The 26,660-nt window shown below is 57.2% G+C and carries 23 protein-coding genes and 1 pseudogene; 15 read left to right on the top strand and 9 right to left on the bottom strand.

Features of this window, described 5'->3' with window-relative positions; translation table 11 throughout:
- Window positions 1–94: 94 nt before the first annotated feature.
- Window positions 95–655, bottom strand: coding sequence for a class-II aminoacyl-tRNA synthetase family protein (locus AC07NR_RS06900; protein WP_495078469.1), 561 nt, complete (start codon window positions 653–655; stop codon window positions 95–97).
- 673 nt (window positions 656–1,328) lie between these two features.
- Window positions 1,329–1,961, bottom strand: coding sequence for a hypothetical protein (locus tag AC07NR_RS06895; protein WP_495078149.1), 633 nt, complete (start codon window positions 1,959–1,961; stop codon window positions 1,329–1,331).
- A gap of 103 nt (window positions 1,962–2,064) precedes the next feature.
- Here AC07NR_RS06895 and AC07NR_RS06890 point away from each other — a divergent pair, with 103 nt between their 5' ends.
- From AC07NR_RS06890 to AC07NR_RS06865, 6 genes are all read left to right on the top strand, one after another.
- Window positions 2,065–2,346 carry a hypothetical protein gene (locus AC07NR_RS06890; RefSeq protein WP_495078148.1) on the top strand — a complete coding sequence of 94 codons (282 nt, stop codon included), beginning with the start codon at window positions 2,065–2,067 and terminating at the stop codon, window positions 2,344–2,346.
- Between the two features lie 62 nt (window positions 2,347–2,408).
- Window positions 2,409–2,600 (top strand): hypothetical protein, encoded by a 192-nt coding sequence (locus AC07NR_RS06885; protein WP_495078147.1) that lies wholly within the window; start codon window positions 2,409–2,411, stop codon window positions 2,598–2,600.
- 173 nt (window positions 2,601–2,773) lie between these two features.
- On the top strand, window positions 2,774–4,105 hold the full coding sequence (locus tag AC07NR_RS06880; protein WP_495078146.1) for a KAP family P-loop NTPase fold protein: 1,332 nt from the start codon (window positions 2,774–2,776) through the stop codon (window positions 4,103–4,105).
- 294 nt (window positions 4,106–4,399) lie between these two features.
- Window positions 4,400–4,852 (top strand): hypothetical protein, encoded by a 453-nt coding sequence (locus tag AC07NR_RS06875; protein WP_495078145.1) that lies wholly within the window; start codon window positions 4,400–4,402, stop codon window positions 4,850–4,852.
- Between the two features lie 1,184 nt (window positions 4,853–6,036).
- The gene (locus AC07NR_RS06870; protein WP_495078144.1) at window positions 6,037–6,357 is read left to right on the top strand and encodes a hypothetical protein; all 321 of its coding nucleotides are present in this window, start codon (window positions 6,037–6,039) and stop codon (window positions 6,355–6,357) included.
- Window positions 6,358–6,887: 530 nt separating this feature from the next.
- Window positions 6,888–7,247 (top strand): DUF6124 family protein, encoded by a 360-nt coding sequence (locus AC07NR_RS06865; protein WP_495078143.1) that lies wholly within the window; start codon window positions 6,888–6,890, stop codon window positions 7,245–7,247.
- 189 nt (window positions 7,248–7,436) lie between these two features.
- Here AC07NR_RS06865 and AC07NR_RS06860 read toward each other — a convergent pair whose 3' ends face one another.
- Window positions 7,437–8,096, bottom strand: coding sequence for a carbonic anhydrase (locus AC07NR_RS06860; RefSeq protein WP_085709845.1), 660 nt, complete (start codon window positions 8,094–8,096; stop codon window positions 7,437–7,439).
- Window positions 8,097–8,370: 274 nt separating this feature from the next.
- Between AC07NR_RS06860 and AC07NR_RS06855 the strand changes: the two genes are divergently transcribed.
- From AC07NR_RS06855 to AC07NR_RS06845, 3 genes are all read left to right on the top strand, one after another.
- Window positions 8,371–9,345, top strand: coding sequence for a quinone oxidoreductase family protein (locus tag AC07NR_RS06855; protein ID WP_495078142.1), 975 nt, complete (start codon window positions 8,371–8,373; stop codon window positions 9,343–9,345).
- A 36-nt stretch (window positions 9,346–9,381) separates the two neighbouring features.
- Window positions 9,382–10,302, top strand: coding sequence for a LysR family transcriptional regulator (locus AC07NR_RS06850; RefSeq protein ID WP_495078141.1), 921 nt, complete (start codon window positions 9,382–9,384; stop codon window positions 10,300–10,302).
- A 134-nt stretch (window positions 10,303–10,436) separates the two neighbouring features.
- Window positions 10,437–11,003: a TetR/AcrR family transcriptional regulator gene (locus AC07NR_RS06845; RefSeq protein WP_305832965.1), complete on the top strand. Its 567-nt coding sequence runs from the start codon at window positions 10,437–10,439 to the stop codon at window positions 11,001–11,003.
- An 82-nt stretch (window positions 11,004–11,085) separates the two neighbouring features.
- Here the strand turns inward: AC07NR_RS06845 and AC07NR_RS06840 are convergent, their stop codons facing one another.
- The 3 genes from AC07NR_RS06840 to AC07NR_RS06830 are packed head-to-tail and all read right to left on the bottom strand — an operon-like array spanning window position 11,086 to window position 16,810.
- Window positions 11,086–12,489 carry an efflux transporter outer membrane subunit gene (locus AC07NR_RS06840; protein WP_305832966.1) on the bottom strand — a complete coding sequence of 468 codons (1,404 nt, stop codon included), beginning with the start codon at window positions 12,487–12,489 and terminating at the stop codon, window positions 11,086–11,088.
- 4 nt (window positions 12,490–12,493) lie between these two features.
- A complete protein-coding gene (locus tag AC07NR_RS06835; protein ID WP_495078140.1) occupies window positions 12,494–15,625 on the bottom strand; it encodes a multidrug efflux RND transporter permease subunit in 3,132 nt (1,043 codons plus the stop codon).
- A 27-nt stretch (window positions 15,626–15,652) separates the two neighbouring features.
- The gene (locus AC07NR_RS06830; RefSeq protein ID WP_248739671.1) at window positions 15,653–16,810 is read right to left on the bottom strand and encodes a MexC family multidrug efflux RND transporter periplasmic adaptor subunit; all 1,158 of its coding nucleotides are present in this window, start codon (window positions 16,808–16,810) and stop codon (window positions 15,653–15,655) included.
- 118 nt (window positions 16,811–16,928) lie between these two features.
- Between AC07NR_RS06830 and AC07NR_RS06825 the strand changes: the two genes are divergently transcribed.
- Complete coding sequence (locus tag AC07NR_RS06825) at window positions 16,929–17,495, top strand: TetR/AcrR family transcriptional regulator (protein WP_248739670.1); 567 nt, start codon at window positions 16,929–16,931, stop codon at window positions 17,493–17,495.
- Here AC07NR_RS06825 and AC07NR_RS06820 read toward each other — a convergent pair whose 3' ends face one another.
- Complete coding sequence (locus tag AC07NR_RS06820; protein WP_248739669.1) at window positions 17,496–18,107, bottom strand: dTMP kinase; 612 nt, start codon at window positions 18,105–18,107, stop codon at window positions 17,496–17,498.
- Between the two features lie 148 nt (window positions 18,108–18,255).
- Between AC07NR_RS06820 and AC07NR_RS06815 the strand changes: the two are divergent.
- The 3 genes and pseudogenes from AC07NR_RS06815 to AC07NR_RS06805 all read left to right on the top strand — a co-directional run.
- A pseudogene (locus AC07NR_RS06815) lies at window positions 18,256–19,377 on the top strand (aminotransferase class V-fold PLP-dependent enzyme); the annotation flags it as partial.
- A gap of 272 nt (window positions 19,378–19,649) precedes the next feature.
- A complete protein-coding gene (locus tag AC07NR_RS06810) occupies window positions 19,650–22,055 on the top strand; it encodes a glucose/quinate/shikimate family membrane-bound PQQ-dependent dehydrogenase (protein WP_265814453.1) in 2,406 nt (801 codons plus the stop codon).
- An 83-nt stretch (window positions 22,056–22,138) separates the two neighbouring features.
- Window positions 22,139–23,425, top strand: coding sequence for a carbohydrate porin (locus tag AC07NR_RS06805; RefSeq protein ID WP_495078139.1), 1,287 nt, complete (start codon window positions 22,139–22,141; stop codon window positions 23,423–23,425).
- A gap of 11 nt (window positions 23,426–23,436) precedes the next feature.
- On the opposite strand, the gene AC07NR_RS06800 is transcribed toward AC07NR_RS06805, so the two are convergent.
- Both AC07NR_RS06800 and AC07NR_RS06795 read right to left on the bottom strand, forming a co-directional pair.
- Entirely contained in the window at window positions 23,437–24,117 is a 681-nt protein-coding gene (locus AC07NR_RS06800; RefSeq protein ID WP_495078138.1) for a DUF3313 domain-containing protein, read from the bottom strand.
- Entirely contained in the window at window positions 24,117–24,443 is a 327-nt protein-coding gene (locus AC07NR_RS06795; RefSeq protein WP_495078137.1) for a hypothetical protein, read from the bottom strand. The genes AC07NR_RS06800 and AC07NR_RS06795 overlap by 1 nt, the downstream gene beginning before the upstream one ends.
- Window positions 24,444–24,589: 146 nt before the next feature.
- Between AC07NR_RS06795 and AC07NR_RS06790 the strand changes: the two genes are divergently transcribed.
- Both AC07NR_RS06790 and AC07NR_RS06785 read left to right on the top strand, forming a co-directional pair.
- Entirely contained in the window at window positions 24,590–25,315 is a 726-nt protein-coding gene (locus AC07NR_RS06790) for a response regulator (protein WP_134826812.1), read from the top strand.
- Window positions 25,312–26,646 (top strand): ATP-binding protein, encoded by a 1,335-nt coding sequence (locus tag AC07NR_RS06785; protein ID WP_495078136.1) that lies wholly within the window; start codon window positions 25,312–25,314, stop codon window positions 26,644–26,646. The genes AC07NR_RS06790 and AC07NR_RS06785 overlap by 4 nt, the downstream gene beginning before the upstream one ends.
- The last annotated feature ends 14 nt before the right edge of the window (window positions 26,647–26,660 follow it).

Here is a 26,660-nt window from a genome sequence, read left to right as displayed (position 1 = left end):
TTATTTTTTCGAATAACAAATCCGCCCCCATGTTTTTAATACCATTTCGTCCTGTCTGGTTTGAAAGCGCCTCCTGGTGGAGGCGCCTTAAAGATCACAGACTCCGAGTCAGTCCTGAGGCCAGCACCAACCGTTCAAGTCCGATGCCGAACCCAGCGCCTTCTCGATACGCACCGCCGCCGACAACTTGTTGTTGTGCGCCCAATACGGAGCAACGCACCTCGAAGCCATTCCCCTCAAGGTAATAACTTAGTCCACGCTTCACTGCGAGACTGAGTTCATATTCCAATCCCAGCGAATCAAGAAATCCAGTGCAGATCGTTTGGCTACGCTCCAAAGCCTGTGCAGGTGTGGGGCTAAGAATTTCGAGTCCCAGTTGAGTGAATTCGCGATAACGACCGGATTGGGGTCGTTCATACCGGTAACATCGCGCTACATAGAAAAACATCGCTTCCTTTCGTGACCCGAGAAGCACATCGTTGCGCTCCTGAAAGAGCGCAGTAGCTTCTGGGATGAGGCAACAAGGACGTCCGGCCTTGTCATTGAAGGCCCACATTTGTCCTATAATCTCACTCCCGCCGGCCTTCTCAATAAAAGTGTCTTGGCCCCATAGCGCAGGAACTATGGCCTCCTCAGCCCCGGCATCGATGAAGATAGCTCCGAAAACAGCCTTCTATCTCACGCATGATTGCAGCTTCTTTCCCAGTCACTAATCGAGTTCCACGAAGCATAGTCATTTTCAAAATCTCCAATTTACAGGCAATAAAAAAGGCGCCATTGGCGCCTTGGTTTGGTTCACTGAAAGGTCAGACTCGATGGTTCGAACTCTGACTAATCGATGAGCGTACGCAACCGCGGCACCCTGAGCGAGGTCCGTGATGATGATGGCGATTGCTTGGAATAAATTTAGTCATAACGAATCCTTGCACAAAAGTGGGAGCGCTTACAAGGCGCCGCATTTTTTGACAAACCGGCGACACGTCCCACCGAAGCCGTTTTCACACAGGCTGGGCCATTAGTGGGCGTTGGATCAGAGTTTTTCTCACCCCCCATCTGTCCCATTTTTTCAAATGAAATCGTTGACGGATTTTTGATAATGGGGACAGATTTATTTACTCGAAAAATTAATCTGAGAGGCAGGAATTCGCCAAGGTCCGCTTTCGGCCAGAAGCGGACATCGGCGAGCGACCGCCTACTGCCAAAAGCGGACGTTCGCTAGCTACCGGTTGAAACCACAGCAATAAGCGGAAAATTACGATGTATCACTAGAAGCGGTGATTTTATTATTATGGTTAGCGGCCTCGAAGCGCGGCTTACATCGGAGGAACCTAACTGCTAGTAGCCGACAGTTCGAACGCGAAAGGGAACTCCCATCCGCATTCAGTCATCAAGCGTTCAAAAAGTTTTTGCTGATTTTCTAACTCCCGATGGCCAGCCAAATCCAAGTAATAATTCAGTCCAGCATGCTCATAATAAATTAGCCATTCTCCTGTTAACGCTCCTCTTTTCTTTCTTGCTTCAAATCCTTCATATACGAGTGCATGGGATATACGATTGGCCATAGCCATCCAATACTTTTCGATATCTGTATCATCTTCGTCCGTCCTCAAAACTTCATGCAGCTTAGTTCTCAGTAACCCATTTTTTTCTGCGTAATCGCCAAACCATTTATTCAAAAAATTCTGAGGCAAATGGTTCGCGCCGAAGTAATGCTTGTGCCAAAAGCGCCCTAAAATGGGGCCTCTAAACTTTTCAGCTGCTTTTGTTCCCGTAAAGCGACTTGTTGGTGTTTTTTCGAGCAAAGCTATCTCATCTAACACTGAAAATTTATTGATGAGTCTGCGTGATGAGAGATATTGAAGTCGCAACGCTAGGCATTGACTCATGCGATTCGCGTAAGGCTGCGATAGGCACACGCTTTTTTTCAGCAGGAGTGATTCATATCGATGCAGCAAAGGCATTAGATTTTTCCTATGAGTGTTTGCAAAATTAAAATTTATGCGCTGCTGAAGAATCGGTTTTACTACACTTGACCCACGGTAACGACATCGGAAAGGAATTCTCATGAGAACGATTGTAGATTTAAAGCTCGCTTACGCCATTATCGGCAGACCCCAAAGCGAAGAACCGAGCCAGCGCTACACGGATGTTGATGTGACGATAGAGGAGGCACAGAGCGGCCGTGATCGGCAATTAATCATTACCTTGCATGAGCCTCTGGAGGGGCTGGCCGACTTCAATCAGGTATGGGTGACAGTCAATGGTCAAGTGTGCGAAGGCGTCGGCAGATTTGACGTTGGACGCAACCGCATATTTGTGACCCATTATCGTCGACAGACCAAGTAAAAATGCCCCCTCCCCCCCGCTGGTCCATTCTGGAGCGGCATAGGTAAAAAGGAGCAAGGCCGATGCAAATGAGTGAAGCGACAGAAGTAGTACAAGTAGTTGGTGCCGAGATTGCCAACAAACGCTTGGCCGATGGCTGGAAGCTCCTGGCAGTAACATCTGGTGGCAATGGTGACGACAGCGGCAGAACGTTTGTGTGGTACGTGCTGGGTAAACCAGCGGTGAAAGCCAAGGGTGAATTCCGCGCCGGCTGATTTGCCGCGTTACGAATAATTCCGTCCTATGTTCAATTAGCTCCGCGCCTCCACCCGGCCAGTGCACATCCCTGCAATTTCAGAGGATTTTCCAAAAAATCGGTGCAAATTAAGTAAAACACGAACTCCGCATATGCTGATCAAATGAATGAGTGACACACAAGGAATTACGAATGAACTTTTACATACCGCAATATGAAAATATAAATACAACAGGCTTCGGAAAAGACCTCTTCAATAGAAAGCCCTTTGCCCAATCACTCACCAATTTGGTTCGCAAAACAAATGACCCATTAGTGATCAGTCTCAACGGTCACTGGGGTGAAGGTAAAACATCATTCGTTAGAGCTTGGCAAACACTATTAGATGAGAGCAACGTTCCTAACATCTATATTGATGCCTTCGCTTCAGACTACGTAGACGATGCATTCTTGGTTGTAGCTGGTGCCATCACTGATTATGTGCACCAAAAAATACCAAAAGACAAAACTGAAGTTTTTTTAGACAAAGCGAAGCATGTGGGCGCACACCTTCTTTCAATCGGTACAAAAGTCGGAATCAGAGCCGCAACTGCGGGATTGATTAGTGGGGATGACTTTAAGGATTTGGACAAGGCAGTTGAAGGAGCAGGTGTTGACATTAGTAAAAGCGCAGAAGAGTACATAAAGGCGAGACTTATAAATCACAAAAAAGAATGCGCATCGATAATTAATTTTAAAAGTTACCTTTCAACTATTCCGGCTCTATTAGAGCAGAGCGGCAATAATTCCCTAATTATCATTATTGACGAACTGGACAGATGTCGCCCGTCATTTGCCGTAGAAATGCTTGAAAAAATCAAGCATATGTTTTCTGTAAAAAATATTACATTTGTATTGGTGGTCAATAAAGTACAGCTGCAAGAGTCGATTCGCGCAACATATGGCACCAACATAGATGCGCACACATACTTGCAAAAATTCTTTACGATTGAGGCGGAGCTACCTCTCAAAGGATATAGCGACAAAAGTACCGTATCTATATATTGTGATTTTTTAGCTGATGTACATGACGTCGCTCACAAAGAAGATGTAAGTGTTTTAATGGCCGCACTGGGTGATCAGCTAAGTATGACATTGAGGCAGATGGAGAGAGCTTATAGTAACTACGTCCTTACATCTATGTCGGGTCGCATACCCAACGACGAGATTATTGGGCTTTTCGTTGCGCTCTGCGTTATTAAAGTCACACACCCTAAGTTATTCTCTGAATTAAGTAAGGGAGTTATTTCTTACTCAGAGGTATATGCGATTCTCAATTATGACGAGTCAGATGAAGAGAAGTTTCCGCATGAGCTTCACTTTAGCTTGAGGTGGATAAAGGCTTTATTAATGAGTGATAATGAATACTCACAGCTGCCGGAAAGCGACTTTTGCAAAAAGCTATTTTCTCGCAGCCACAGAGGAGATAGAAAAAAAACACTTCATGCTGCAATAAATAAAATATCAATCTTCAATATTCCTTAGAGGGTGAACACCAATTTGTCTATGTTGATTCAGCCTTGGGCCGAAATACGACTTCCACTACTGGCGGCTTTCGGCCAAAAGCTGCCATACGTAACACTGGGCTTTCGCCTGGTGGATGACATCCGACAGAGCTAGGATTCTATTATTTGCTTTAGGGGTACTAGCTACCGCGAAGACTTCTCAGGAAGGTGGTCGAAATTCGTCCCAGTGATGTCTGCAGCTAGCTTGGCATTTTGAACTTTGGCTAGACTAGACTTTACGAACCATGCATATGTGCAGTTTAGGAGTCAAACAATGCGCGAGCCTACACAGAAGCTTTTAGTTGCTGCCGAGCTGTTGGATCGGGCATTGGCAACTTATTTTGAGGGAAAATACTATTTTGCAGCGCTGCACTTAGCAGGTGCTGCAGAAGAGATTCTTGGTGTTTACGTCACCCGGTTGGGTGAGGATTCCTCCTACAAGGCCCTCAGGGATGGCGCGGTAAGAATTTCTAGATTTTTAAGTGGGGGAAAGGAATCATCTGCGAGGGAGATAGAGGCGATCATGAACTACGCAAAAAACCGGACGAAACACCTTAACAAATCAGGTGATGATGACGTGTGCTTTGACCCTGCTAGTGAAACTTTAAATTTGCTTGACCTCGCGGTGTCGAACTACTACAAGCTGATGAATGATTTCAACTTGCCCGAGACCGAGCTTATCGATAGATTCAACAAAGAAATCTCAGGACGTGGTATGACACCCTAAATATAGCTCTTACACTACCAATTGAATTAATAAAAATCTCGGAATTCATATTTTTTAGAATTCTTCACATTGAGTATGCCTAAATCGCTTGTGAATCGATTCAGGCATACTCAACAAGTAGGAATGCTCACATGCTGAATCGCGCTGTAAATTTAATAGCTCGGCAATTGATTAAACTATTTTTCTTTCTGATCTGGTCGTTGGGCGCGACAATATTTTTTTCATTAATTTACCACTACCTTGTTCGTAGTGAGTTTCTATACCTTGCAACGCTATGCTTTCCGACCCTCGCGATTTTGTTTGGCTTTTCCGCTCTATTGTACAATAGGTCAAGGGCGCTTCAGCCCGGACCCGCTCAGCGTCGATCCTTATACGCTGCTGAGAGAGCGCTTCAGGCAACGGTTTTGTTCGCGCTAGGCTTAGCAAGCGGCGCAATTATCGCAACCGTAATTTCACAATTAAGTATAAATTTGCGAACCAGTGAATCGACTACCTGTCTACTACTGGTATTCCTCATACCCATCCTGCTAATACTCAATTCTTTTAGCGCTTTTTTCTTTTCTTTTCGGGCCATATCACATGGCATGGTAAAGTTAATAACTACGCGAGAATTAGTGAGAAAGATTAGATGAGAAAGGAATAATCAAATTCAACTTTTTAGCTCGCTTCTCGATTGCATCGAGCATAAAGCCTCCAAACAGCGTTCTGCGATACTTCCTGCACCTGACCCCTTCCTAAGTCTACGTTCGGCAAGAAGCAGCGGTCTGATAGGCTAATGGAAAACAGGTGTAGCTCTGCTATCCTTAACCTTTATCGACGTCCAATTTGATACTTGTGCCACGCACTCCTTCATAAATGGAGCGAAAGCTTACATAGTCGCCAATAACATGAGGCGACGAGCTATCAAAACGCACCCACTTAAAGCAGTTAAACTTTTCGGAGACATAATGCCGCTAAATCACTCATCGCAATACGCCGAACTCAGTAACGAACACTTTCAAGCCATTGGCAGGCTGACTGTTGAATGGTCTAATATTGAGTTCCTACTAGGTGTATTGCTATCTCGATTATTGGTAACACCAGAGTTTTTGGCTCGTACTTACACGGATCGATTGTCCGGAGCAGCGCGTCAAGATGCTATAAATGAAGCTTGAAAAATACACAACTATCGATATGGCTATCAGATGATAAGCGAGGAGCAGATCAAAAAAATCTTAGACTTGAATAATGAAATTACTCCACTCAGAGCAGACAGGAACAAATTTGCACATTTTTGCTGGTCACGAAGCAGTGATGAAGAGATTTTCGGCACAAATTTTTCTGGCGGCATTCCTATGGGGAGCAAATACAATAGAAGCTTTGTTTCTTTCACCGTGGCAGAGCTTGATGAGATTCACAAGAAGGCATATGCAATTGTCGATGTGTTGTCAGACCTAATTCAGAATCTCCCAGAGATGGAAGAGGTAGCTCTAGGTAGCAAAGTTAAGCCTCTCCTCCGAGAGTAAACACATGTTCAATTATCGATACTGGTCAAGATTAATTTTTTAACTTCCTCGGCTTTTAGAGTAGCTAATGAACGGCAGCTTTTGGCCGATAGCGGACATTCGCAACGTGCAACTTGGTCTCGAGTCCCACCTTGATCGGAGGGCTGACTGACGGTACTCATGTCAGTAATCAGCGTTTTACACAGCCACGTTTAAAGCAACCTGCCGTAACTTCCCCAAGGCTACAACGCCTTGCGTCATTGCCTACGACTACGCCAGAATCCGCCGGCTTGTGCGTCTGGCATGCGGGTTTTATCGTTCTGGGGTCACTGAAAAACAGTGATCGGGTTTGGTAGCCCGGTATTTCCAGGCGCATAGCGCCACCTTTTTGCAGGGATCGTTCTCGTCTCTGCATTTTTATGGTGGCCTGCGCAGGGCTTCTTCGGAAGCGCCGGGTTCCTGGACCGGTCTACCAACCTGAGCATGGCCACCACCCAACGTTTGGTAGCGAAGGTTGATGGCTCCTAGATAGCTTTCCAGGAGATACATCCATGATCAAACCAACACCCAACCCACCCGAAACCGACCCAACCTCCCCTTACGAATTTCCCGATTCGAAGAAATTCCACGACGCCGCCGAGCGTGCTCTGGATCACTACCTCTCCCCGTCTTCCCGGGTGATGTCGTGCTGCGTCGATCCCGAGCCGATGTTCCGGGCCAACCCCAAGTACAACACTGAATCCCTGTTGGCCAATGCCAGCGAATCCCTGGGTTCGGCCACCGAGATGTTGAATAACTTTGCGTCCACGCTCGAACCCTCGCATCGCAAGACGGCGTTGGGGATTGCGCAGGTGGTGATGGTCGCCCGGTTGGCGGTGAATCAGGCGCTGGATCACGTCGAAGTGGCGTAAGCGGTCGGTGGCTGTAGAAGCAGTCGATGGCTGCTTCTACAGCCGTTCACGAAAACCAGTACGGCAAAAACTTCGGCGCAGGCTCGATCAACAGGTGATCGGATTGAAGAAAAACATATCCGGAATCAAAAACGCCCCGAGTCCGAACGACAGGACGAAGCGATCTCCGTCCTGACTCGTCCGTCGGCGTTACACCTGGTCAACGTTGCGCGCAGCGACGGCAACGGTGGTCGGTGAATCGGAAAGTTTGATGAAGCGGCGAGTGGCGCCATCCAGCGCATCGATGCAGCCCGCCTCGATGTCATAGACCCAGCCATGCAGGTTCAAACGCCCCTGCTCGAGCGCCAGTGCCACCGATGGGTGAGTGCGCAGGTTCGCCAGTTGTGCGATCACGTTTTCACGCACGAGGCCATCGAGCTTGTCACGTGGCGTATCGAATTCATGCGCGGCGTTGATCGCTTTCGCGGCGTCCGAGTGGCGAAGCCAGTTGGCTACGGCCGGAAGGTGATCCAGACAGGTGCAGCGTGAAATCGCGCCCATCGCCCCGCAATCCGAGTGGCCGCAGATGACGATGTCCTTTACACCGAGCACGGCAACCGCATATTCGACGGTGGCCGAAACGCCACCCGGTTCAGGACCGTACGACGGCACGATGTTGCCGGCGTTGCGGATCACGAACAGCTCGCCCGGTTCGCGCTGTGTCAGGAGTTCAGGTACTACACGGCTGTCCGAGCAGGTGACGAACAACGCCTTGGGGTTCTGTTCTGTTGCGAGCTGCTTGAAAAGCTCGACACGTTGCGGATAGACCTCGCGCTGGAAACGCAGAAAGCCATCAATGATGTCACGCATGGAATCCTCCAAATCAAAATGCCGGATACCGACACGAGCACTCGACATGCCCTCGCGCCGCAATGGTGGTCATTATTGCAGACCTCGCGCGCATTGGATGTATTCAATCAATGGCGGTCGGTGGATTGAGTCGAGGCGTTGGGTATCGATTCAAATCACGAAACCTTTGCCCGTTGCTGCACAGTGTGCACGTATGAACTGCAACCATCCCTACTAGTGCTTCCCGTGCACGCGCTTAAACTCTCCCCACAATCAATTCAAGGGAGCGTTCAACATGGTCACCACCGCCGTCATCAACCAAACCGGTGAGCCTCGGATCATTCAGTTCGAGCACACCGAGGTGCGGGCACCTGGCCCCGACGAGGTCTGGCTGGAGCAGTTCGCCATTGGTGTCAATCCGCTCGATTTGAGCCAACGTTCCGGTGCTGTGCCGTTGGCGCTGCCTTCCGGTTTGGGGCTTGAAGGTGCCGGGCGCGTCGTGGCAACAGGGGCCGATGTGACGAATGTGGTGGTCGGCGACCGGGTCGCCTATGCCACGGGCCCCATCGGGGCTTATGCCGGCGCCCGCCTCTATCCGGCCAATCGGCTGGTGAAGATCCCCGACAGCCTGAGCTTCGAGGACGCTGCAGCCTCGTTGTTCAAGGGCATCACCGCGCAGTATTTGCTCAAGTCCACTTACCCCGTCGGGCCGGGTTCGACGGTGCTGATCTACGGCGCGGCAGGTGCACTGGGGCAACTCATGGTGCCGTGGGCCAGGCATTTGGGGGCGTTTGTGATAGGGGTGGTGTCCCGCGCTGAAAGTGTTGAGCAAGCCAGGTTGGCGGGGTGTGATGAAGTGCTGGTGTTCAATGCAGCGACGCTGGCCGAAACGGTGACCGACATCACGCGGGGCAGGAAAGTGGATGTCGTGTACGACCCGATTGGCCGGGTGTCTTTCGAGGCGTCGTTGAATTGCCTGCGCCCGCGCGGATTGCTGGTGTCGTTCGGCATGTCGTCGGGCGCGCCGATGCCGGTGGAGATCAGTACTCTGAATGCCAAGGGTTCGCTGTTCCTGACCCGACCCTCCCTTGCCGCCCACACCGCTACGCCGGAGGAATACCAGCAGCGCGCAAAAGACGTGTTGCAAGCCATTGACGCCGGTATCATCCGGCCCAAGGTCGGGCGTCGTTATCCGCTGTCGGAGGCCGCCCAGGCCCACGCCGACTTGCACCGGGGCGGTCTATCGGGTGCAGTTGTGCTGGTGCCTTGAGTTTTTTACCGCGTCATTCACGAGGGTTGCCGCTGCATGGATCTGTTCGATAGCCGTCAGGCTGATGAGGTCGCCACCCTGCTGGCCCTGTCCGAGCACGGCTCGTTTGCAGCAGCGGGTCGAATGTTGCAGCGCCATCCCTCGGTGCTTTCGAAACGCCTTGGCGCTCTGGAGTCACGACTGGGGGTACGGCTGGTCGAGCGTACTACCCGGCAATTGCGCTTCACTGATGAAGGGCAACGTCTGGTGGCCCGGTTCGGGCATGCGGTCAGTCTGATCGCCGAAGCGGAGCAGGATGCCCGCGAGGGCGCTGCCGAAATTCGCGGGCGTTTGCGCATTGCTCTGCCGGCTGCCATGGGACGGCTGTGGTTGGGCGACATCGTTTCAGCCTTCGCCCTGGCACATTCAAATGTGGCGCTCGAAGTTGAATACGCCGAGCGCTTCGTCGATATCGTCGCTGAGGGCTTCGACGCAGCGATCCGTATCGGCGAGCTGGCAGACAATCGACTGGTGGCGAAAAAACTTTGCGATCACCGCCGGATCCTGTGTGCCGCGCCCTCCTACCTTCAACAGCACGGCGAACCGAAAACTCCGGCAGATCTCGCTGCCCATCATTGTCTGGGATTCACCGGTTTGCATTCGTACCCCGAGTGGAAACTGACACGTGCCGGGGAGAAAATCGCCATTCGGGTGCCCAGCCGTCTGGTGAGCAACGACAATGAAGCACAGCTGTGTGCCGCTCGCATGGGGGTGGGGATTCTGGCCGGTGGTGACTGGCTGATGACCAAAGACCTGCGCGAGGGACGTCTGGTGCGGGTGCTTCCCGAATGGCAGCTGGATACCGATGCGGGGGTATATTTCGTGCGGCCGTCGGCGCGGTTCAACACGGCGACAACTACGGCGTTCAAGGACTGGATCGAGAGCGCATTTGCCGAAGGTGCACCCTGGCGGACATGACAAAGCCTGCGCCGAAATAGCGAGAACTCTACGAAAACTCAGGCAGGCCGCGGTTCCGGGGGAATTTCAACTGGTCGGGTACGGGCCTTTTCCTGCACAATCCCACGCATTGAAATTCGCTCCGAGACCCACTGATGTCCCTGACTCCCCAAGACGAACGACTCATCAAGGCACTGGCCCTGGCCATCGTTGATCGTCCACGCGCGACGCTCAAGGAACTGGCTGAAGCCGCCGGCGTCAGCAAGGCGACGCTGCACCGCTTCTGCGGCACCCGTGACAATCTGGTGCAGATCATGGAAAGCCACGGTGAGACCGTTCTGAACCAGATCACCACCACAACCGACCTGTTGAATGGCGATCCGGTGCAAGCCCTGCGCGGCTTGGTGAATGAGCATCTGGTACATCGTGAAATGCTGGTGTTTCTGCTCTTTCAGTATCGCCCGGACACGTTCACCGACACCGATGAAGGCAAGCGCTGGCAGTTTTACCTCGATGCCCTCGATGCCTTTTTTCTGCGCGGCCAGCAATTGGGCGCGTTCCGTATCGATATCACGGCGGCGGTCTTCACCGAGCTGTTCCTGACCATGATCTTCGCCATGGTCGATGCCGAACGCCGTGGGCGTGCCGCCAGTGCCAACTCGGCCAACGTCGTGGAACAGATGTTCCTGCATGGCGCTGCCAATCCTGCCCGTCCTCAATAGCATTTCACCCTGCAAAAAAGCCCCGTGATCTTTCGATTCACGGGGCTAAAGGGTTGGATGCGCCAACCCGAAGGAGCTCCTGTCAGGACTTGTCCGGCGACCAGCCTCCGCCCAGCGAGCGGAACAGATCGACCAGGGCAATCTGCCGCTGGGTGCTGACTTCGATAAACGCCGTTTCGTTGACGAAACTGGTGCGCTGGGCATCGAGGTAGCGCAGGTGACTGTCGATGCCACCTTCATAACGCGCCTTGGCCAGTTTCAGGGTTTCGCTGCTGGTGTTGGCCAATGCGCGTCGGGCCGCCTCTTCCCGGCGCAGGGTGTCGGTGGCGGCCAATGCATCGGCGACCTCGCGAAACGCCGTCTGAATCGTGCCCTCATAAGCTGCCACCGCCGAGTCCTTGCGCGCTTCCGCCAGGCTCAGGCCGGCACTGTTGCGCCCGGCATCGAACAACGGCAGCGACAGGTTCGGCACAAAACTCCAGGACCGCGAGCCTCCGTCGAACAAACCGGACATCTGCGCGCTGGACGTGCCGAAGCTGCCGGTCAGGCTGATGCGCGGAAAGAACGCCGCCCGAGCAGCGCCGATGTCGGCATTGCGCGCCTGCAATCGATGCTCGGCGGCGAGGATGTCCGGTCGGCGCTCGATCAAGGTGGAGGTGGTGTCAGGCGCAATGTCCTGAACCAGCATCGGCTCCGTCGACAGTCTCTCGGGAATCGACTTCGCCGCATCCTTGGTGCCGAGCAACAACACCAGCGCGTTGAAGGCCTGCTGTTTCTGCCGCAGATTGCTTTCCTGTTCGGCGCGGGATTGCTCTACCAGCCCTAACGCTTCCTGATAGTCCAGTGCAGTGGCCGTGCCGTTCGAGCGGCGCTGGCTGATCAGCGCGAACGAGTATTCGCGGCTGATCAGCGTTTGCTGAGTCAGCTCCAGACGACGCTGGGCACCATCGTGAATCAGATAAGCCTGGCTGACTTCGGCGATCAGGGCGATCTGTGCGGCGCGGGCCGCCTCTTCAGTCGCCAGATACTCCTGCAACGCAGAGTCAGTGAGGCTCTTTACCCGGCCGAACAGATCCAGTTCGTATTCAGGCAGCGACACGCCGACCTGATAACTGCTGGCAACTCCCGCCTGGCCATTGCTGGCCAGATCCGCCGGCAGGCGCTGACGATTGCCGGAGGCGCCGGCATTCAAGCCCGGCACCCGGTCGGCCCGCTGAATGCGGTACTGCGCCCGGGCCTGTTCGATGTCCAGAAGCGTCTGGCGCAGTGAGCGGTTGTTGTCCAGCGCGATTACCACCAGGCGGCGCAGCTCGGGATCGACGATAAACGTCTGCCACGCCAGTTGATTGATCGGACTGCCCTGCTTCGTCGTCTCTCCCGCCCAATGCTCGGCAACCGGCGCAACAGGACGCTCATAAGTCGGTGCCAGCGAGCAACCGCCCAACAGCATGGCGATCACCAGCGTAGAGAATGCTGAAATACGCATGGAATCACTCCTGAGCCAAAGCGGGTTGTTCGACAGGCGCGGGTTTGCTGCGCAACCGCGACAGCACCCAGACAAAACAGATCGGTACGAACAGCACGCCCAGCAATGTCGCGCTGAGCATCCCGCCAATCACACCGGTACCGATTGCACGCTGACTCGCCGCCCCTGCCCCGGTGGCCAGTGCCAGCGGCACCACACCGAGAATGAACGCCATGGAGGTCATGACGATCGGGCGGAAGCGCAGGCGCGCGGCCTCGATGGCTGCATCGCGCAGGCTGTATCCCTTCTCCCACAGTTCCTTGGCGAACTCGACGATAAGGATCGCGTTCTTCGCCGCCAAACCGATGATGGTGATCAGGCCGACCTTGAAGTACACGTCGTTGGGCATGCCGGCGACCATCACCGCGAGTACCGCACCGATGGCACCAATCGGCACGATCAGCATCACTGTCAACGGAATCGCCCAGCTCTCGTAGAGCGCCACCAACAACAGGAACACCACAAGGATCGCCAACGCGAACAGTTGCGTCGCCTGACCGCTGGAGACCTTTTCCTGATACGACAGCCCCGTCCACTCGTAGCTGAACCCTGCCGGCAATTGCGCGGCGATTCGCTCCATTTCCGCCATGGCTTCACCGGTGCTGTAGCCCGGCCCGGCGTCACCGACAATGCGGATCGACGGATAACCGTTGTAGCGCACCAACTGCACCGGGCCTTCCTCCCAGTGCGTGGTGACGAAAGCGCTCAGCGGCACCAGATTGCCGGCGCTGTTGTGCACGTACAGTTTGAGCACGCTTTCCGGGGTCATCCGGTCGCCCTGCTCGGCCTGCACCACTACACGTTGCTGACGGCCAGAGTTGGTGAAGTCGTTGATCACTTCGGAGCCGAATGCGGCGGACAACGCACTGCTGATGGACTCGAAACTCACGCCCAGGGTGCGCGCCTTGTCACGGTCAATCACCACTCGCAATTGTGGCGATTCGGCCAGACCTTCCATCATGGCGTAGAGGATTTTCGGGTTGCCGTTGGCCTGACCGAGCACCTGGTCACGGGCGGCGAGCAAGGCTTCGCGACCAAGGCCGGCACGATCCTGCAGACGCAACGCAAAACCACCGGAGTTACCCAAGCCATCAATCGGTGGCGGCGGCACCGCCATCACGGCACCGTCGTTGGTCACGGCAAATTGTTCGTTCAGCGCCATGACCTCGGCCATCGCCGATTGATCTTCGCCGCGCAGCGACCAGTCCTTGAACACCGGGAATGCCAGCGCCGCGTTATCGCCCATCCCGGAGAAGCTGAAACCCGAGACCAGGAACATCGACTGCACCGCGTCACGGGAGGCGAGATAGCGCTCAAGCTGTTCGCCGGTCGCTTCGGTACGGGTACGGGTTGCGCCCGGCGGCAACTGGACATCGACGATCATGTAGCCCTGGTCTTCCACGGGCACAAAGGATTCCGGCAGACGCAGGTAGAAGTAACCGAGCATCGCGATAATGCCGACGTACACCAGCATCATGCGGCCGGCACGGGCGACCAGTCCGTTGTTGAGGATAGAGTAACGCTCGGTGAGCCGTGCGAAGCCACGGTTGAAGGCGCCGAAGAAGCCGCGCTTTTCATGGTGCCCTTGCGGAATCGGCTTGAGCAGCGTGGCACACAGGGCCGGGGTGAACGTCAGCGCGAGGAAGCCCGAGAACAGGATCGACACCGCCAGCGACACCGAGAACTGCTGATAGATCACCCCCACCGAACCGGACATGAACGCCAGCGGCATGAACACTGCCGAGAGCACCAGGGTGATACCGATGATCGCACCGGATACCTGCCCCATGGCCTTGATCGTGGCATCGACCGGCGACAACCCTTCTTCGGCCATGATCCGTTCGACGTTCTCCACCACCACGATGGCGTCGTCCACCAGAATGCCGATGGCGAGGACCATGCCGAACATGGTCATCATGTTCACCGAGAAGCCCAGCAGGTACATCATCACCAGCGTGCCGAGCAGGCACACCGGCACCACGATCGACGGAATCAGCGTGTAGCGGATGTTCTGCAGGAACAGGAACATCACCAGGAATACCAGCACCATCGCCTCGATCAGGGTGTGAATCACCTTCTCGATGGCGACGTCGACGAAACGCGAGGTGTCGTAGGGAACGGAGTATTCCACGTCGTCCGGGAAGTACGCCGACAGTTCGGCCAGGCGTTCCTTGACGGCGGTTGCGGTCTGGATTGCGTTGGCGCCGGGGGACAACTGGATTGCTGCGGCCACGGCCGGTTTGCCGTTCAGGCGCGAGTTGAAGTTGTAGCTTTCCTGGCCGACCTCCACGCGGGCGACGTCGCCCAGCTTGACCGTCGAGCCGTCCTCGTTGGCACGCAGGACAATACGTGCGAACTCTTGCGGATTATCCAGCGTGCCTTTCACCGCCAGGGTCGCGGTCAGTTCCTGCTGGCTGCTGCTCGGCGTGCTGCCGAAGCTGCCGGCCGGCACCTGCACGTTCTGCCCGCGAATCGCGGTGCTCACGTCGTCGATGGACAGGCCGTAACCCACCAGTTTCTGCGGGTCGAGCCAGATGCGCATCGCAGCTTCGGATGAGAAGAATTGCAGCTTGCCGACGCCCGGCACCCGGCGCAGTTCGTTGTTGATGTTGCGCGCGGCGTAGTCGCCCAGCGCGGTCGTGTCGGTGTGTTGGGAGCCTTCCTTATAGTTGAGCGCATAGATCAGCAGGAAACCGGCGCTCGCCTGCTCCACTTCCAGACCCTGGGTCAGCACGGCTTGCGGCATGCGCGACTCAGCCTTTTTCAGGCGGTTTTGCACGTCGACCTGAGCGAGCTGCGGATCAGTGCCCGGCTGGAATGTCACCGCAATTTCGGCGATACCGTTGGAGTTGTTGGTCGACTCGAAATACAGCAGGTTCTTGGCACCGTTGAGCGACTCTTCGATCACGCTGGTGACCGAGTCCACCAGCACTTTCGCCGAGGCACCGGGATAGGTTGCCGTCACTTTGATCTGCGGCGGCGCAACGTCGGGATACTGCGCCACCGGCAGCATCGGGATGACCAGCAGGCCGGCCAGAGAGATGAACAGCGCCACCACCCAGGCAAAGTTCGGGCGTTTGATGAAAAACTTGGACATCGGGAAATCCTCGCGGCGACGGCGCCCTTATTGTTTCGACTCGGACGACTGAGCCACGGCCTGAGACTGACCCGGTACGACCTTGGCCCCCGGTTGCAGTCCGGCAAGACCACCGACGATCACTTGATCGCCCGCTTTCAGGCCTTCACTGATCTGCCAGCGCGAACCCTGCATGGCGCCGGTGACCACACTGCGCGCTTCGACCCGCTCGTCCGCGCCGACCACCATTACCTGTGCAGAACCATCGCTGCCCCGTTGCACCGAGCGTTGCGGCACGAGAATGGCCTGGCTGTCGGTGCCCTGTGGCGTGCGCACGCGGACATACATGCCCGGCAACAGCACGCCGTCGGTATTGGCGAATTTGCCGCGCAACGACACCTGCCCGGTGCCGCGATCCACCGCGACATCGGTAAACATCAGCGCACCCTGACGCTCGTAGTTAGTGCCATCGACACGAATCGACAGCGCCTTGTTGTCGTCGGCGGAGAGCTTTCCGTCCTTGAGCGATTCGCGCAGACGCAGCGCGTCGGCAGCCGATTGGGTGAAGTCGACGTAGACCGGATCCAGTTGCTGAATCCGCGCCATCAACGTCGCGTCCCCCTGCCCGACCAAGGCGCCTTCGGTGACCAGCGCACGGCCGACGCGGCCGGAAATCGGTGCCGTCACCGAGGCATAACCGAGGTTCAGCCGGGCACTTTGCAGATCGGCCTGGGCCGAACGCGTAGCTGCCTGAGCGCTGCGCAGATCCGCCATGGCGCTGTCGAAATCCTGCTGGCTGACCGCTTCGATCTTCACCAACGGTTCATAACGTTTGACCCGGGCCTGCGCCTCAAGCGCAACGGACTGGGCGCGAGCCAGTTCACCTTCAGCTCGCGACAACGCGGCTTTGAGCGGTGCCGGATCGATCTGGAACAACAGATCCCCGGCCTTCACATCCGCGCCTTCTTCAAAACGCTTCTGCATTACGATGCCCGGCACCCGAGCGCGTACTTCCGCGATGCGCATCGGTTCCACCCTGCCCGGCAGCTCCGACGTCAGCGCCAAAGGCTCGGTCTTCACTGCCACCACTTCTACCGGGCGCGCCACTTCCGCCACCGCCGCCTGTTCACTTGCCGGTCCACACCCGGCCAATGCAATGGCGACTGCCAGCGACCCCGCCATTCCTACCGCACGCAAATTGCCCATAACTCACCCAAGGCTTGATCGAATTTGGCGCGAATGCTACGTTTCAAATCCTAATGAGTCAATAATGTCTCATGTGAGTATTTTGTGAATCTTATATGAACACCGCTCAAGGCCTCTGATGAACTCGATTTCCCATGATGAACAGCTGCTCAAGTCGCTGACCCTGGCCGTGGCCAACCGGCCGCGGGCGACGATGAAGGAACTGGCGCAACAGGCAGGCGTGAGCAAGGCCACCCTGCACCGCTACTGCGGAACACGGGAAAACCTGACGGCCAAACTGGAAGAGCACGCCGAGGGCACGCTGAAGCTGATCATCGACAACGCCGGCCTGCAGCATCTGGAACCGCTGGAGGCGCTGCGCCGATTGATTCGCGAACACCTCGCCCACCGCGAGCTGCTGGCCTTTCTGATGGCGCAATACCGCCCTGACTTCCTCGACCTGGAACAGGGGGGCAGGCGCTGGCTGTTTTATCTGGAGGCGCTGGACAGGTTCTTTTTGCGAGGCCAACAGGCAGGATTGTTTCGCATCGATATCACTGCGGCGATCTTCACCGAGTTGTTCATATCGCTGGTCTACGGGCTGGTGGATGCCGAACTGCGCGGGCGTGCGGCCCATGCGGATTCGGCGCGGACGCTTGAACAAATGTTTTTGAATGGGGTGCTGGCTGTTCGGCGTCTTTCTTGATCAGCCAAACAATTTATGGATCTCGGAAACCACCTGCATAGTGGCGTCTTCGATCGTGCCTTCATTACGGCACAAAACCCAGCCGTGATCGGCAGCCGCTTGCTCGAACATCTCCGTACACGCGACATGTTCAGCGTGCCTCTGGATCACAGTACCGCCCAGTCCTCTGGATCGTGCCTTTGCCCTGGCCCATGAAATATCCGGCGCGGTGACGACGCCGACATGCAGGTCAGGCACCTGCACGTTTCGCTCGATATTCAACCGGAGAATCTCCGCAAACGGGACGGTATGGCGAAACGCGGCGTCCGACGGATACCAGCGATCGATCAGGATAATGCTGCCCGGCGGTTGTTCCGTCAGCACGTGCCGGGAGATCCAGCTCCGGCTATCAGCAAAGCGCTGACACACCGCCCACTCCAGATCCCGGGAGTGATTTCTGGCGAGTTCATTGACGAGGGCCATGGTGGCACCCCGGTGCGGATCGCTTTTTCTCTCGCAAAGCCGGATGACTTTCTTGTTGTCGGCCCTCAGTACTGCCGTCACCGCTTCCAGTAATGTGGTTTTGCCGGTTCCTTTTGGCCCATCCAGAGAAACAAACAGCGGACGATTCATTTTTCACACAACGATTGAGGCATTGATGACCACTCTATCCTCATTTCTGCATTTCACTCAGCTCATCCCTGCCCTTTGCCTAAACTTGCTTCCCGATGATGTTCGCCAGACCTTTTGACTGCCAGGGAATCACAGAAGGAGTCACCCCATGTCAAAGCTATACCCCAGTATCGATCCTGAGGGATTGGTCGAGTACTCCGTGGTCTACACCGACCGCTCGCTCAACCACATGTCGCAGTCATTTCAAGGCGTGATGAAGAACATTTCCAGGACCCTGAAGCAGGTCTACAACGCCGAGGCGGTTGCGGTGGTTCCGGGCAGCGGCACCTTCGGCATGGAAGCGGTGGCGCGACAGTTCGCCACCGGCCAGCAATGCCTGGTGATACGCAACGGCTGGTTCAGTTATCGCTGGAGCCAGATCCTTGAGACGGGCAACATCCCGGCGGCTACTACGGTGCTGAAAGCCCGACCAGTCGAAACGGGACGCCAGGCTGCCTACGCCCCGCCGCCTCTGGACGAAGTCCTGGCAGCCATTGACACGCACAAGCCGCAGATTGTCTTTGCACCCCACGTTGAAACTTCTTCAGGGATTATCCTGCCCGACGAATACCTGCGGGCCGTCGGCGACGCCGTGCATGCGGTGGGTGGGCTGTTCGTGCTGGACTGCATCGCTTCCGGCACGCTTTGGGTTGATATGCACAAATGTGCCGTCGACCTGCTGATCAGCGCACCGCAGAAAGGCTGGAGCGCCTCCCCTTGCTGCGCTCTGGTGATGTTCAGTGCCTTGGCCCTCGAGCGCATCGAGCACACGCAAAGCAGCAGCTTCGCCTGCGACTTGAAGAAGTGGCTGCAGATCATGCAGGCCTACGAACAGGGCGGACATGCCTACCATGCGACCATGCCCAGTGATTCCCTCGCGCGGTTCAACGACGTAATGAACGAGACCCAAGCCTACGGTTTCGAAAAGGTCCGCGGCGAACAACAGGTTCTCGGTGACCGGGTGCGCGCAATGTTGACCGGCAAGGGCTTCAAAAGCGTGGCCGCTGCCGGGTTTCGGGCCCCGGGCGTGGTGGTGAGCTACACCGATGATGCCGATATCAAAAACGGCAAGAAGTTTGCCAGCCACGGCCTGCAGATCGCCGCCGGGGTGCCGCTGCAATGCGATGAACCGGCCGACTTCCAGACCTTCCGTATCGGCCTGTTCGGACTGGAAAAGCTGCATAACATCGAGCGTACGGTCAGCACGCTTGAGCAGGCACTGGATGAGGTGAGGCCCTACTCTCGCCCGCAGCAAATACCGTTTCCGCCGATCCTGTTCGGCGGAAACCATCAGCCTTGATCAACCTGTCATAACTTCCATATCTGCTGGCAAATAAAAGATTTTTCCACCGTTCCTATTGTCCATGAGGACCCGCGAGGACAAGGCCAGCGTCGATTCGTCGCACCATTGAGCGCAAAAACCCCTTTCATTCTGAATTAGTGATTTAACTAGGTAGTTACCTAACGATATACTGCCCGCCTCATTTCAACGGGACATTCAACGTGAAGCAGAGTCAACGCCTCTCGGGCATATCAACATTCATTCTGGTCGGGCTCGGGGTGATCATCGCCCTGCTCGGCCTGGCACTGGCGGCTGGCGGTGTGAAATTGGTCAGCCTGGGAGGCTCCTGGTACTTCCTGGTGGGTGGTCTGGTCATGGCCCTGTCCGGTCTGCTGATCGCTCGCCGCAAGCCTGCCGGCGCCTGGCTGTTCGCAGCGTTTCTGGTCGGGACTGCGATCTGGGCAGTGAGCGACGCAGGCCTGGTGTTCTGGCCGGTGTTCTCGCGCCTGTTCATGTTCAGCGCCGTGGGTCTGGCAGTTGCGTTGGTCTACCCGATGCTGAAACGCGCCAATGGCGGCGTTGCGGGTCGCGGTGCTTACGGCGTTGCCGCTGTCCTGGCAGTTGGCCTGGCCGTGGCTGCCGGCAATATGTTCGTCGCGCACCCGACCGTCGCCCCTACCGGCACCGGCCCGGGCCTGACCCCGGTCGAGCCGGAAAAGGCGCAGAAAGACTGGGCGCACTACGGCAATACCGAAGGTGGCAGCCGCTTCGCCGCGCTGGACCAGATCAACCGCAGCAACGTCGACAAACTGAAAGTCGCGTGGACCTATCACACCGGCGACATCGCCGAGAGCGATGGCAATGGCGCCGAAGACCAGTTGACCCCATTGCAGATCGGCAACAAGGTGTTCATCTGCACCCCGCACAACAACCTGATTGCGCTGGATGCCGACACCGGTAAGGAACTCTGGAAAAACGCGATCAACGCCAAGTCCAAAGTCTGGCAGCGTTGCCGTGGCATGGCCTACTTCGATGCCAGCGCAGCCGTTGCCAAACCGGCCAGCTCGCCAGTCACCGAAACCCCGGCCGCTCCTGCCGCCAACTGCACCCGCCGTCTGCTGACCAACACCATCGACGCCCGCCTGATCGCGGTCGATGCCGACACCGGCGAGTTCTGCCAGGGCTTCGGCAACAACGGCCAGGTTGATCTGAAGGCCGGTCTGGGTGATGTCCCGGACAGCTACTATCAACTGTCCTCCGCCCCTCTGATGGCCGGCACCACCGTGGTCGTTGGCGGTCGCGTGGCAGACAACGTGCAGACCGACATGCCGGGCGGCGTGATCCGTGGTTTCGACGTGATGACCGGTGCAATGCGCTGGGCTTTCGACCCGGGCAACCCGCAGGATAAAAAGGCCCCGGCCGATGGCAAGACCTATGTTCGCAGCACGCCGAACAGCTGGGCGCCGATGTCTTACGACCCGGCAACCAACACCGTGTTCTTGCCAATGGGCAGTTCGTCGACCGACATCTACGGTGTTGAACGCAACAAGCTCGACCACACCTACGGTGCTTCGATCCTGGCGCTGGACGCCAACAGCGGCGAAGAAAAGTGGGTCTACCAGACCGTGCACAACGACCTCTGGGACTTCGACCTGCCGATGCAGCCAAGCCTGATCGACTTCACCAAGGACGGCAAAACCGTACCGGCGCTGGTGATCGGCACCAAGGCCGGGCAGATCTACGTACTGGATCGCGCCACCGGCAAACCACTGACCGAAGTCAAAGAAGTACCGGTCAAGGCGTCGAACATTCCGAACGAACCTTACTCGCCTACCCAGCCAAAATCGGTGGGCATGCCGCAGATCGGTGCCCAGCACCTGACCGAGTCGGACATGTGGGGCGCCACCCCGTACGACCAGCTGCTGTGCCGGATCGATTTCAAGTCGATGCGTTACGAAGGCCTGTACACCGCGCCGGGCACCGACAAATCCCTGAGCTTCCCGGGTTCGCTGGGCGGCATGAACTGGGGCAGCATCTCCACTGACCCGGTGCACGGTTTCATCTTCGTCAACGACATGCGTCTGGGTCTGTGGATTCAGATGATTCCGTCGCAGAACAAAGGTCAGGCAACCTCCGGTGGCGAAGCGCTGAACACCGGCATGGGCGCCGTTCCGCTGAAAGGCACGCCATACGCGGTGAACAAGAACCGCTTCCTGTCGGTGGCCGGCATTCCGTGCCAGGCACCGCCGTTCGGCACCCTGACCGCGATCGACATGAAGACCCAGAAAGTCGCCTGGCAGGTTCCGGTCGGCACTGTTGAAGACACCGGTCCACTGGGCATCCGCATGCACCTGCCGATCAAGATCGGTCTGCCGACCCTCGGCGGCACCCTGTCGACCCAGGGTGGCCTGATCTTCATCGCCGGCACCCAGGACTTCTACCTGCGCGCCTACAACAGCGGCAACGGTGAAGAAATCTGGAAAGCCCGTCTGCCGGTCGGCAGCCAGGGCGGCCCGATGACGTACGTGTCGCCGAAAACCGGCAAGCAGTACGTGGTCATCACCGCCGGTGGCGCCCGTCAGTCGACTGATCGTGGTGACTACGTCATGGCGTACGCCCTGCCGTAAACCGCTGCGCCCTCCTTCATTTCACTGCGCGCGGCACCTTCGGGTGTCGCGCCGTTTCATGTTCCTGGCTCTGGATTTCAGCAATGTCATTCGTTGTTCGTTTTTCCCACACTGGCGTACTGCTCGCTCTTGCCTGCAGCACCGCCCTGCCCGCTTTCGCTGACACCGATTCGAACGTGTTCACCCGCAACACCCTGACCGGCGACTGGGGCGGCCTGCGCCACCAGCTCGACGAAGACGGCGTCAAGTTCACCGGCGACTACACCGGCGAAACCGCCTACAACGCCGATGGCGGTTTGCATCGCTCCGCCCGTTACTCACAGAACATCAAGCTCGGCGCGCAATTTGATCTGAGCAAAATCTATGGCGTCGACAACGCCGGCAAGGTCCAACTCACCATCAACGACCGGCGCGGCAACAGCGCCTCGGAAGATCTGGTCGGCAACCGTCTGCCGATCCAGGAAAACTACGGCGGGCTCTACACCCGCCTCACCGAACTGAGTTACGAGCGCACCCTGTTCACCCCGGCGCTGAACGTCAAACTCGGCTACATGGCCATGGGCAATGACCTCGGCGGCCTCGACAGCGGCATTCTCTGCAACTTCATGAACGCCGGTTTCTGCGGCCATCCGCTGAACATGTCCGGCGGCAGCGGCTGGACCAACTACCCCAACGCGCACCTGGGTGTGCGGGTGAAATACGACCTTTCGCCGGAATGGCAACTGCGCGTGGCGGCGTTCAACGTCGATCCCGAAAGCAACGGCAACTCCAGCCGCGCCTGGCACCTCGGACCGAAACACACCACCGGCACCGTGGTGCCGGTCGAACTGGTCTACAAACATGCCGGCACCCTGCCTAGCGAGTACAAACTCGGTTATTACTACGACAGCTCCGACGTGAAACGCATCGGCAGCGACAAGGAAGTGTCCGGTCGTGGCGGCCACTACCTGCTGATCGATCAGGCCGTGTGGAGCTCGCCAACCTCCGAAGGCCGCAGCCTGCACGCTTTCGGTCAATACTCGGCGGCCAGCGAAGCGGCTTCGCCGTTCAGCAAGTGGTATGGCGCCGGGGTGGTCCTGTACAAACCGTTCGAAGGCCGCCCGCGTGACACCGTCGCCCTGGGCTACGGCCGCGCCGTACAGAACCCACGCAGCCGCGACGTGCAACAAGACGCCGCACTGGCCAACGGCACGCCGCTCTCCAATATCGACGGCGCCGAACAACTGATCGAGCTCGGTTACGGTTATCAAGCCACGCCATGGCTGACCCTGCGTCCGAACCTGCAGTACATCATCGAGCCGGGCGCGTTCTCCGGTCAGGACATCGACAATGCACTGGTTGTGGGCCTACAGGTAAAAGCGGCGCTGTGACGTAGCGGCTGTCACCGCGCGGTCACCTTGCGCGCGGCGACACAGGTTTGGCTCAGATCGCTGGCCCAACCGTCGAGCACGCCTTTGACGTTCTCGGCGGTCATCACCTGTTTGTCGTTTTCCAATGGCACGCCCGTGCCCTTGCGCACGACTTTCGCCACCACCTCACCGGTGGATCCGTCCTCGATCGACACTTCCGTGGCGATTTCACTGTCCTGATCACGAATGCCGGCAGCGGTGCTCACGCCGGCCGCAACCAGCGTGATCGGCAGCCATTCGTAGTACCGCAGACCCTGAGTGCTGGTGGCGACTTGCGTGATCGCGGGTCGCACAACCAGTGTGTTCGGGCCGGGCCCGGAGGCCAGCGGCAGCGTTTTGCCCAGTTCCTGCCGGAGGGCTGCGTCGTAGTAGCGGGTCACACCGGACAACGTACTCTGCGGAATTCGCCCCGTGGGTTGAACCTGCGGATAGAACTGGCTCGGCGCCAGATAAACCCGGGTGTAACGCCCAGTCGATAACGCCGGGCTGACCCAGCTCAGAATCGTCTGCCCCGAGGGCGTCTGCTGCTCCTTCAACATGCTGTAGTCGTTGAGAAACCCGGAATACATGTCCGGTTCGACTTTTTTGCTGCTGCAGGCCGACAGGCTCAAAGTCGCTGCCAACAACAGCACCAGCGAATGACGGTTTCTCATCAATGCGCTTCCCCTGCGGTCTGAATCTGGCCGAACGGCGTGTTTTCAGAACACTCGATGCGCAACTGGCCGTGGGTCATGATCCAGTGGATGAATTCGGTCGTGGGGATGGAGTGGATGTATTCCACCCAATGACTGTCGGCCGGACTGAAGCGCTCGAAGTAGCGGCGCATGACGAGTTGGCTCTGGTCCGGAGCGATTCCCAGGCAGGTTTCCTGGAAGAAGATCGGCGCGTTGAACACGCTGCTAGTGGTGCGCTGGGTCAGGATCAGCGGGCGCACGGCACCATGCTCCTGAGTCGAATAAGCGCTTTTCATATCCTTCATATGAACCCCCTTGGATGGAATGCCGGCAGAGTGCCCGAGTTTTTTTGCCCGAGGATGTCCGGCTGATGTCCGCCCGGAAGGAATGTTGCTGGATTGAAATAAATGACCCCGCGATCAAAATGGTTTTAGATGCCCTCTTTTGATTCATGGATCCTGCAAACGTGAGCAGACTGCTGATCGTCGATGACGACGTAGAAATTCTGTCCCTGCTGAAGAAGTTCTTCGTTCAGCACGCCTACGAAGTCGAGGTGGTAACGGATGGCCAGGCCATGTGGGCGGCCATTGACCGGGCGCGGCCGGACACGATCATTCTCGACCTGATGCTGCCGGGTGAAGGCGGTTTGAGCCTGTGCCAGAAAATCCGCGCGCAGATGGGGATCCCGATCATCATGCTGACAGCCATGGCTGAATTGAGTGACCGGATTGTCGGTCTGGAACTGGGGGCCGACGATTACCTGACCAAGCCCTTCGCACCCCAGGAATTGCTGGCCCGGGTGCGTGCGCTGCAACGCCGCGCCGGCGAGCATGGCCACCGCACCAGCGAGCCTGCACGCCCGGTGATGACCTTCGCCGGTTGGCACCTGGACATTACCTGCCGCGAGCTGCGCTCACCCGAGGGCGTGATGATTCCGATGTCCGGCGGGGAATTCGATCTGCTGCTGGTCTTTCTCGAACATCCGCAACGGATCCTGACCCGCGAGCAACTGATCGACCTGACCCACGGCCAGGGCCACGACGCCTTTGATCGCAGCATCGATGTGCAGGTCAGCCGCTTGCGGCGCAAGATCGAACCGGACAGCAAACGCCCGGACCTGATCCGCACCGTGCGCAATGGCGGCTACATGTTCACGGCCAAGGTCAGCCGCTCATGATCGGTCGAATCCTGCCGCGCGACACCCTCAGTCGCCGGATCGCCCTGACGATTGTCGCGGCGATGCTCGCCTCACTGCTCCTCAATGCCCTGTTCGTGCAGGTGGCGGGCATCTGGGCCCGTCCGCCCATCGAACGCACCGGCCTTTTGGAACGAATTGCGGCGACCACACGAGTGATCGAAGCGGCGCCCGCGCCATTGCGCCCGCAGCTGGCGAGCGCCGCCAGCACCCCGACGCTTGAAGTGGTGTGGAATGCACAGCGCGCCTCATTCAATTTCCCCGGGGACGGCGCCGCGGTCGAGACCTCGAAAATTCCGGCGCTGGAGCAATTGCTGGGCAGTCATCGGGAAGTCGAAGTGTTCAATCCTGACGACTGGCCGGCCGGCAGTGCGCAGGCTCACTATGTCGCCCTCATCCCTTTGACCGATGGCAGCTGGCTGTCCTTCACGCCGCCGGAGCGTAGCTGGGGCCTGACCCTGAACGCCCGGATCGCGGTGATTGCCTCTCTCGGCCTGATCGCCACGTTGCTGGTTGCCTGGATCGCCACCCGCCAACTGGCCAATCCGCTGCAACGCTTTGCCGGGGCCGCCAGGCGTTTTGGCGTCGACCTGAACGCACCGCCCATCGAGATCGAAGGGCCCCATGAAATCCGCCAGGCCATCATCGCCTTCAACGCGATGCAGGCGCAGATCCAGCATTTCATCGGTGAGCGCACGCATATGCTCGCGTCCATCTCCCATGATTTGCGCGCGCCTCTGACCCGGATGCGCCTGCGCAGCGAATTCATGGAAGACCTGGATCATCAGCAGAAACTGATTCGCGACATCGAAGAGATGCAATCGATGATCAACGCCGCCCTGGCGTTTTTCCGCGAAGGTACACAGCTCGAGCAACCCACGGCGTTCGATCTGTCCGAATTGCTGCAAACCATCCTCGACGACTATCGCGACCAGCACGTCCTCATCGACTTCAACGGCCCGGCCCACCTGGTCTACGACGGCCGACCGCTGAGCCTGAAGCGGGTGATCGTCAACCTGCTGGAAAACGCCGTGAAATACGGCGAACGCCCGCGCATCGCACTCAGCCGCAACGCGCACTCGATCTGCATCGAAATCTGCGACGAAGGCCCGGGTATTCCCGAAGACGCGCTGCAACGGGTGTTCGACCCGTTCTTCCGCCTCGAAACCTCGCGCAACCGCGAAACCGGCGGCGTCGGGCTTGGCCTCTCGGCGGCCCGGGCGATCGTGCGAGAACAGGGCGGCGAACTGACCTTGAGCAATCGCAAGGGCTCGGGACTGGTGGCGAGGGTCCAATTGCCTTTGATGGATTGAGGCAGCTCGCTCCG

The sequence above is a fragment of the Pseudomonas sp. GW821-FHT09C09 genome, assembly GCF_059418105.1.
This window is presented reverse-complemented; position numbering and strand designations above follow the sequence as displayed.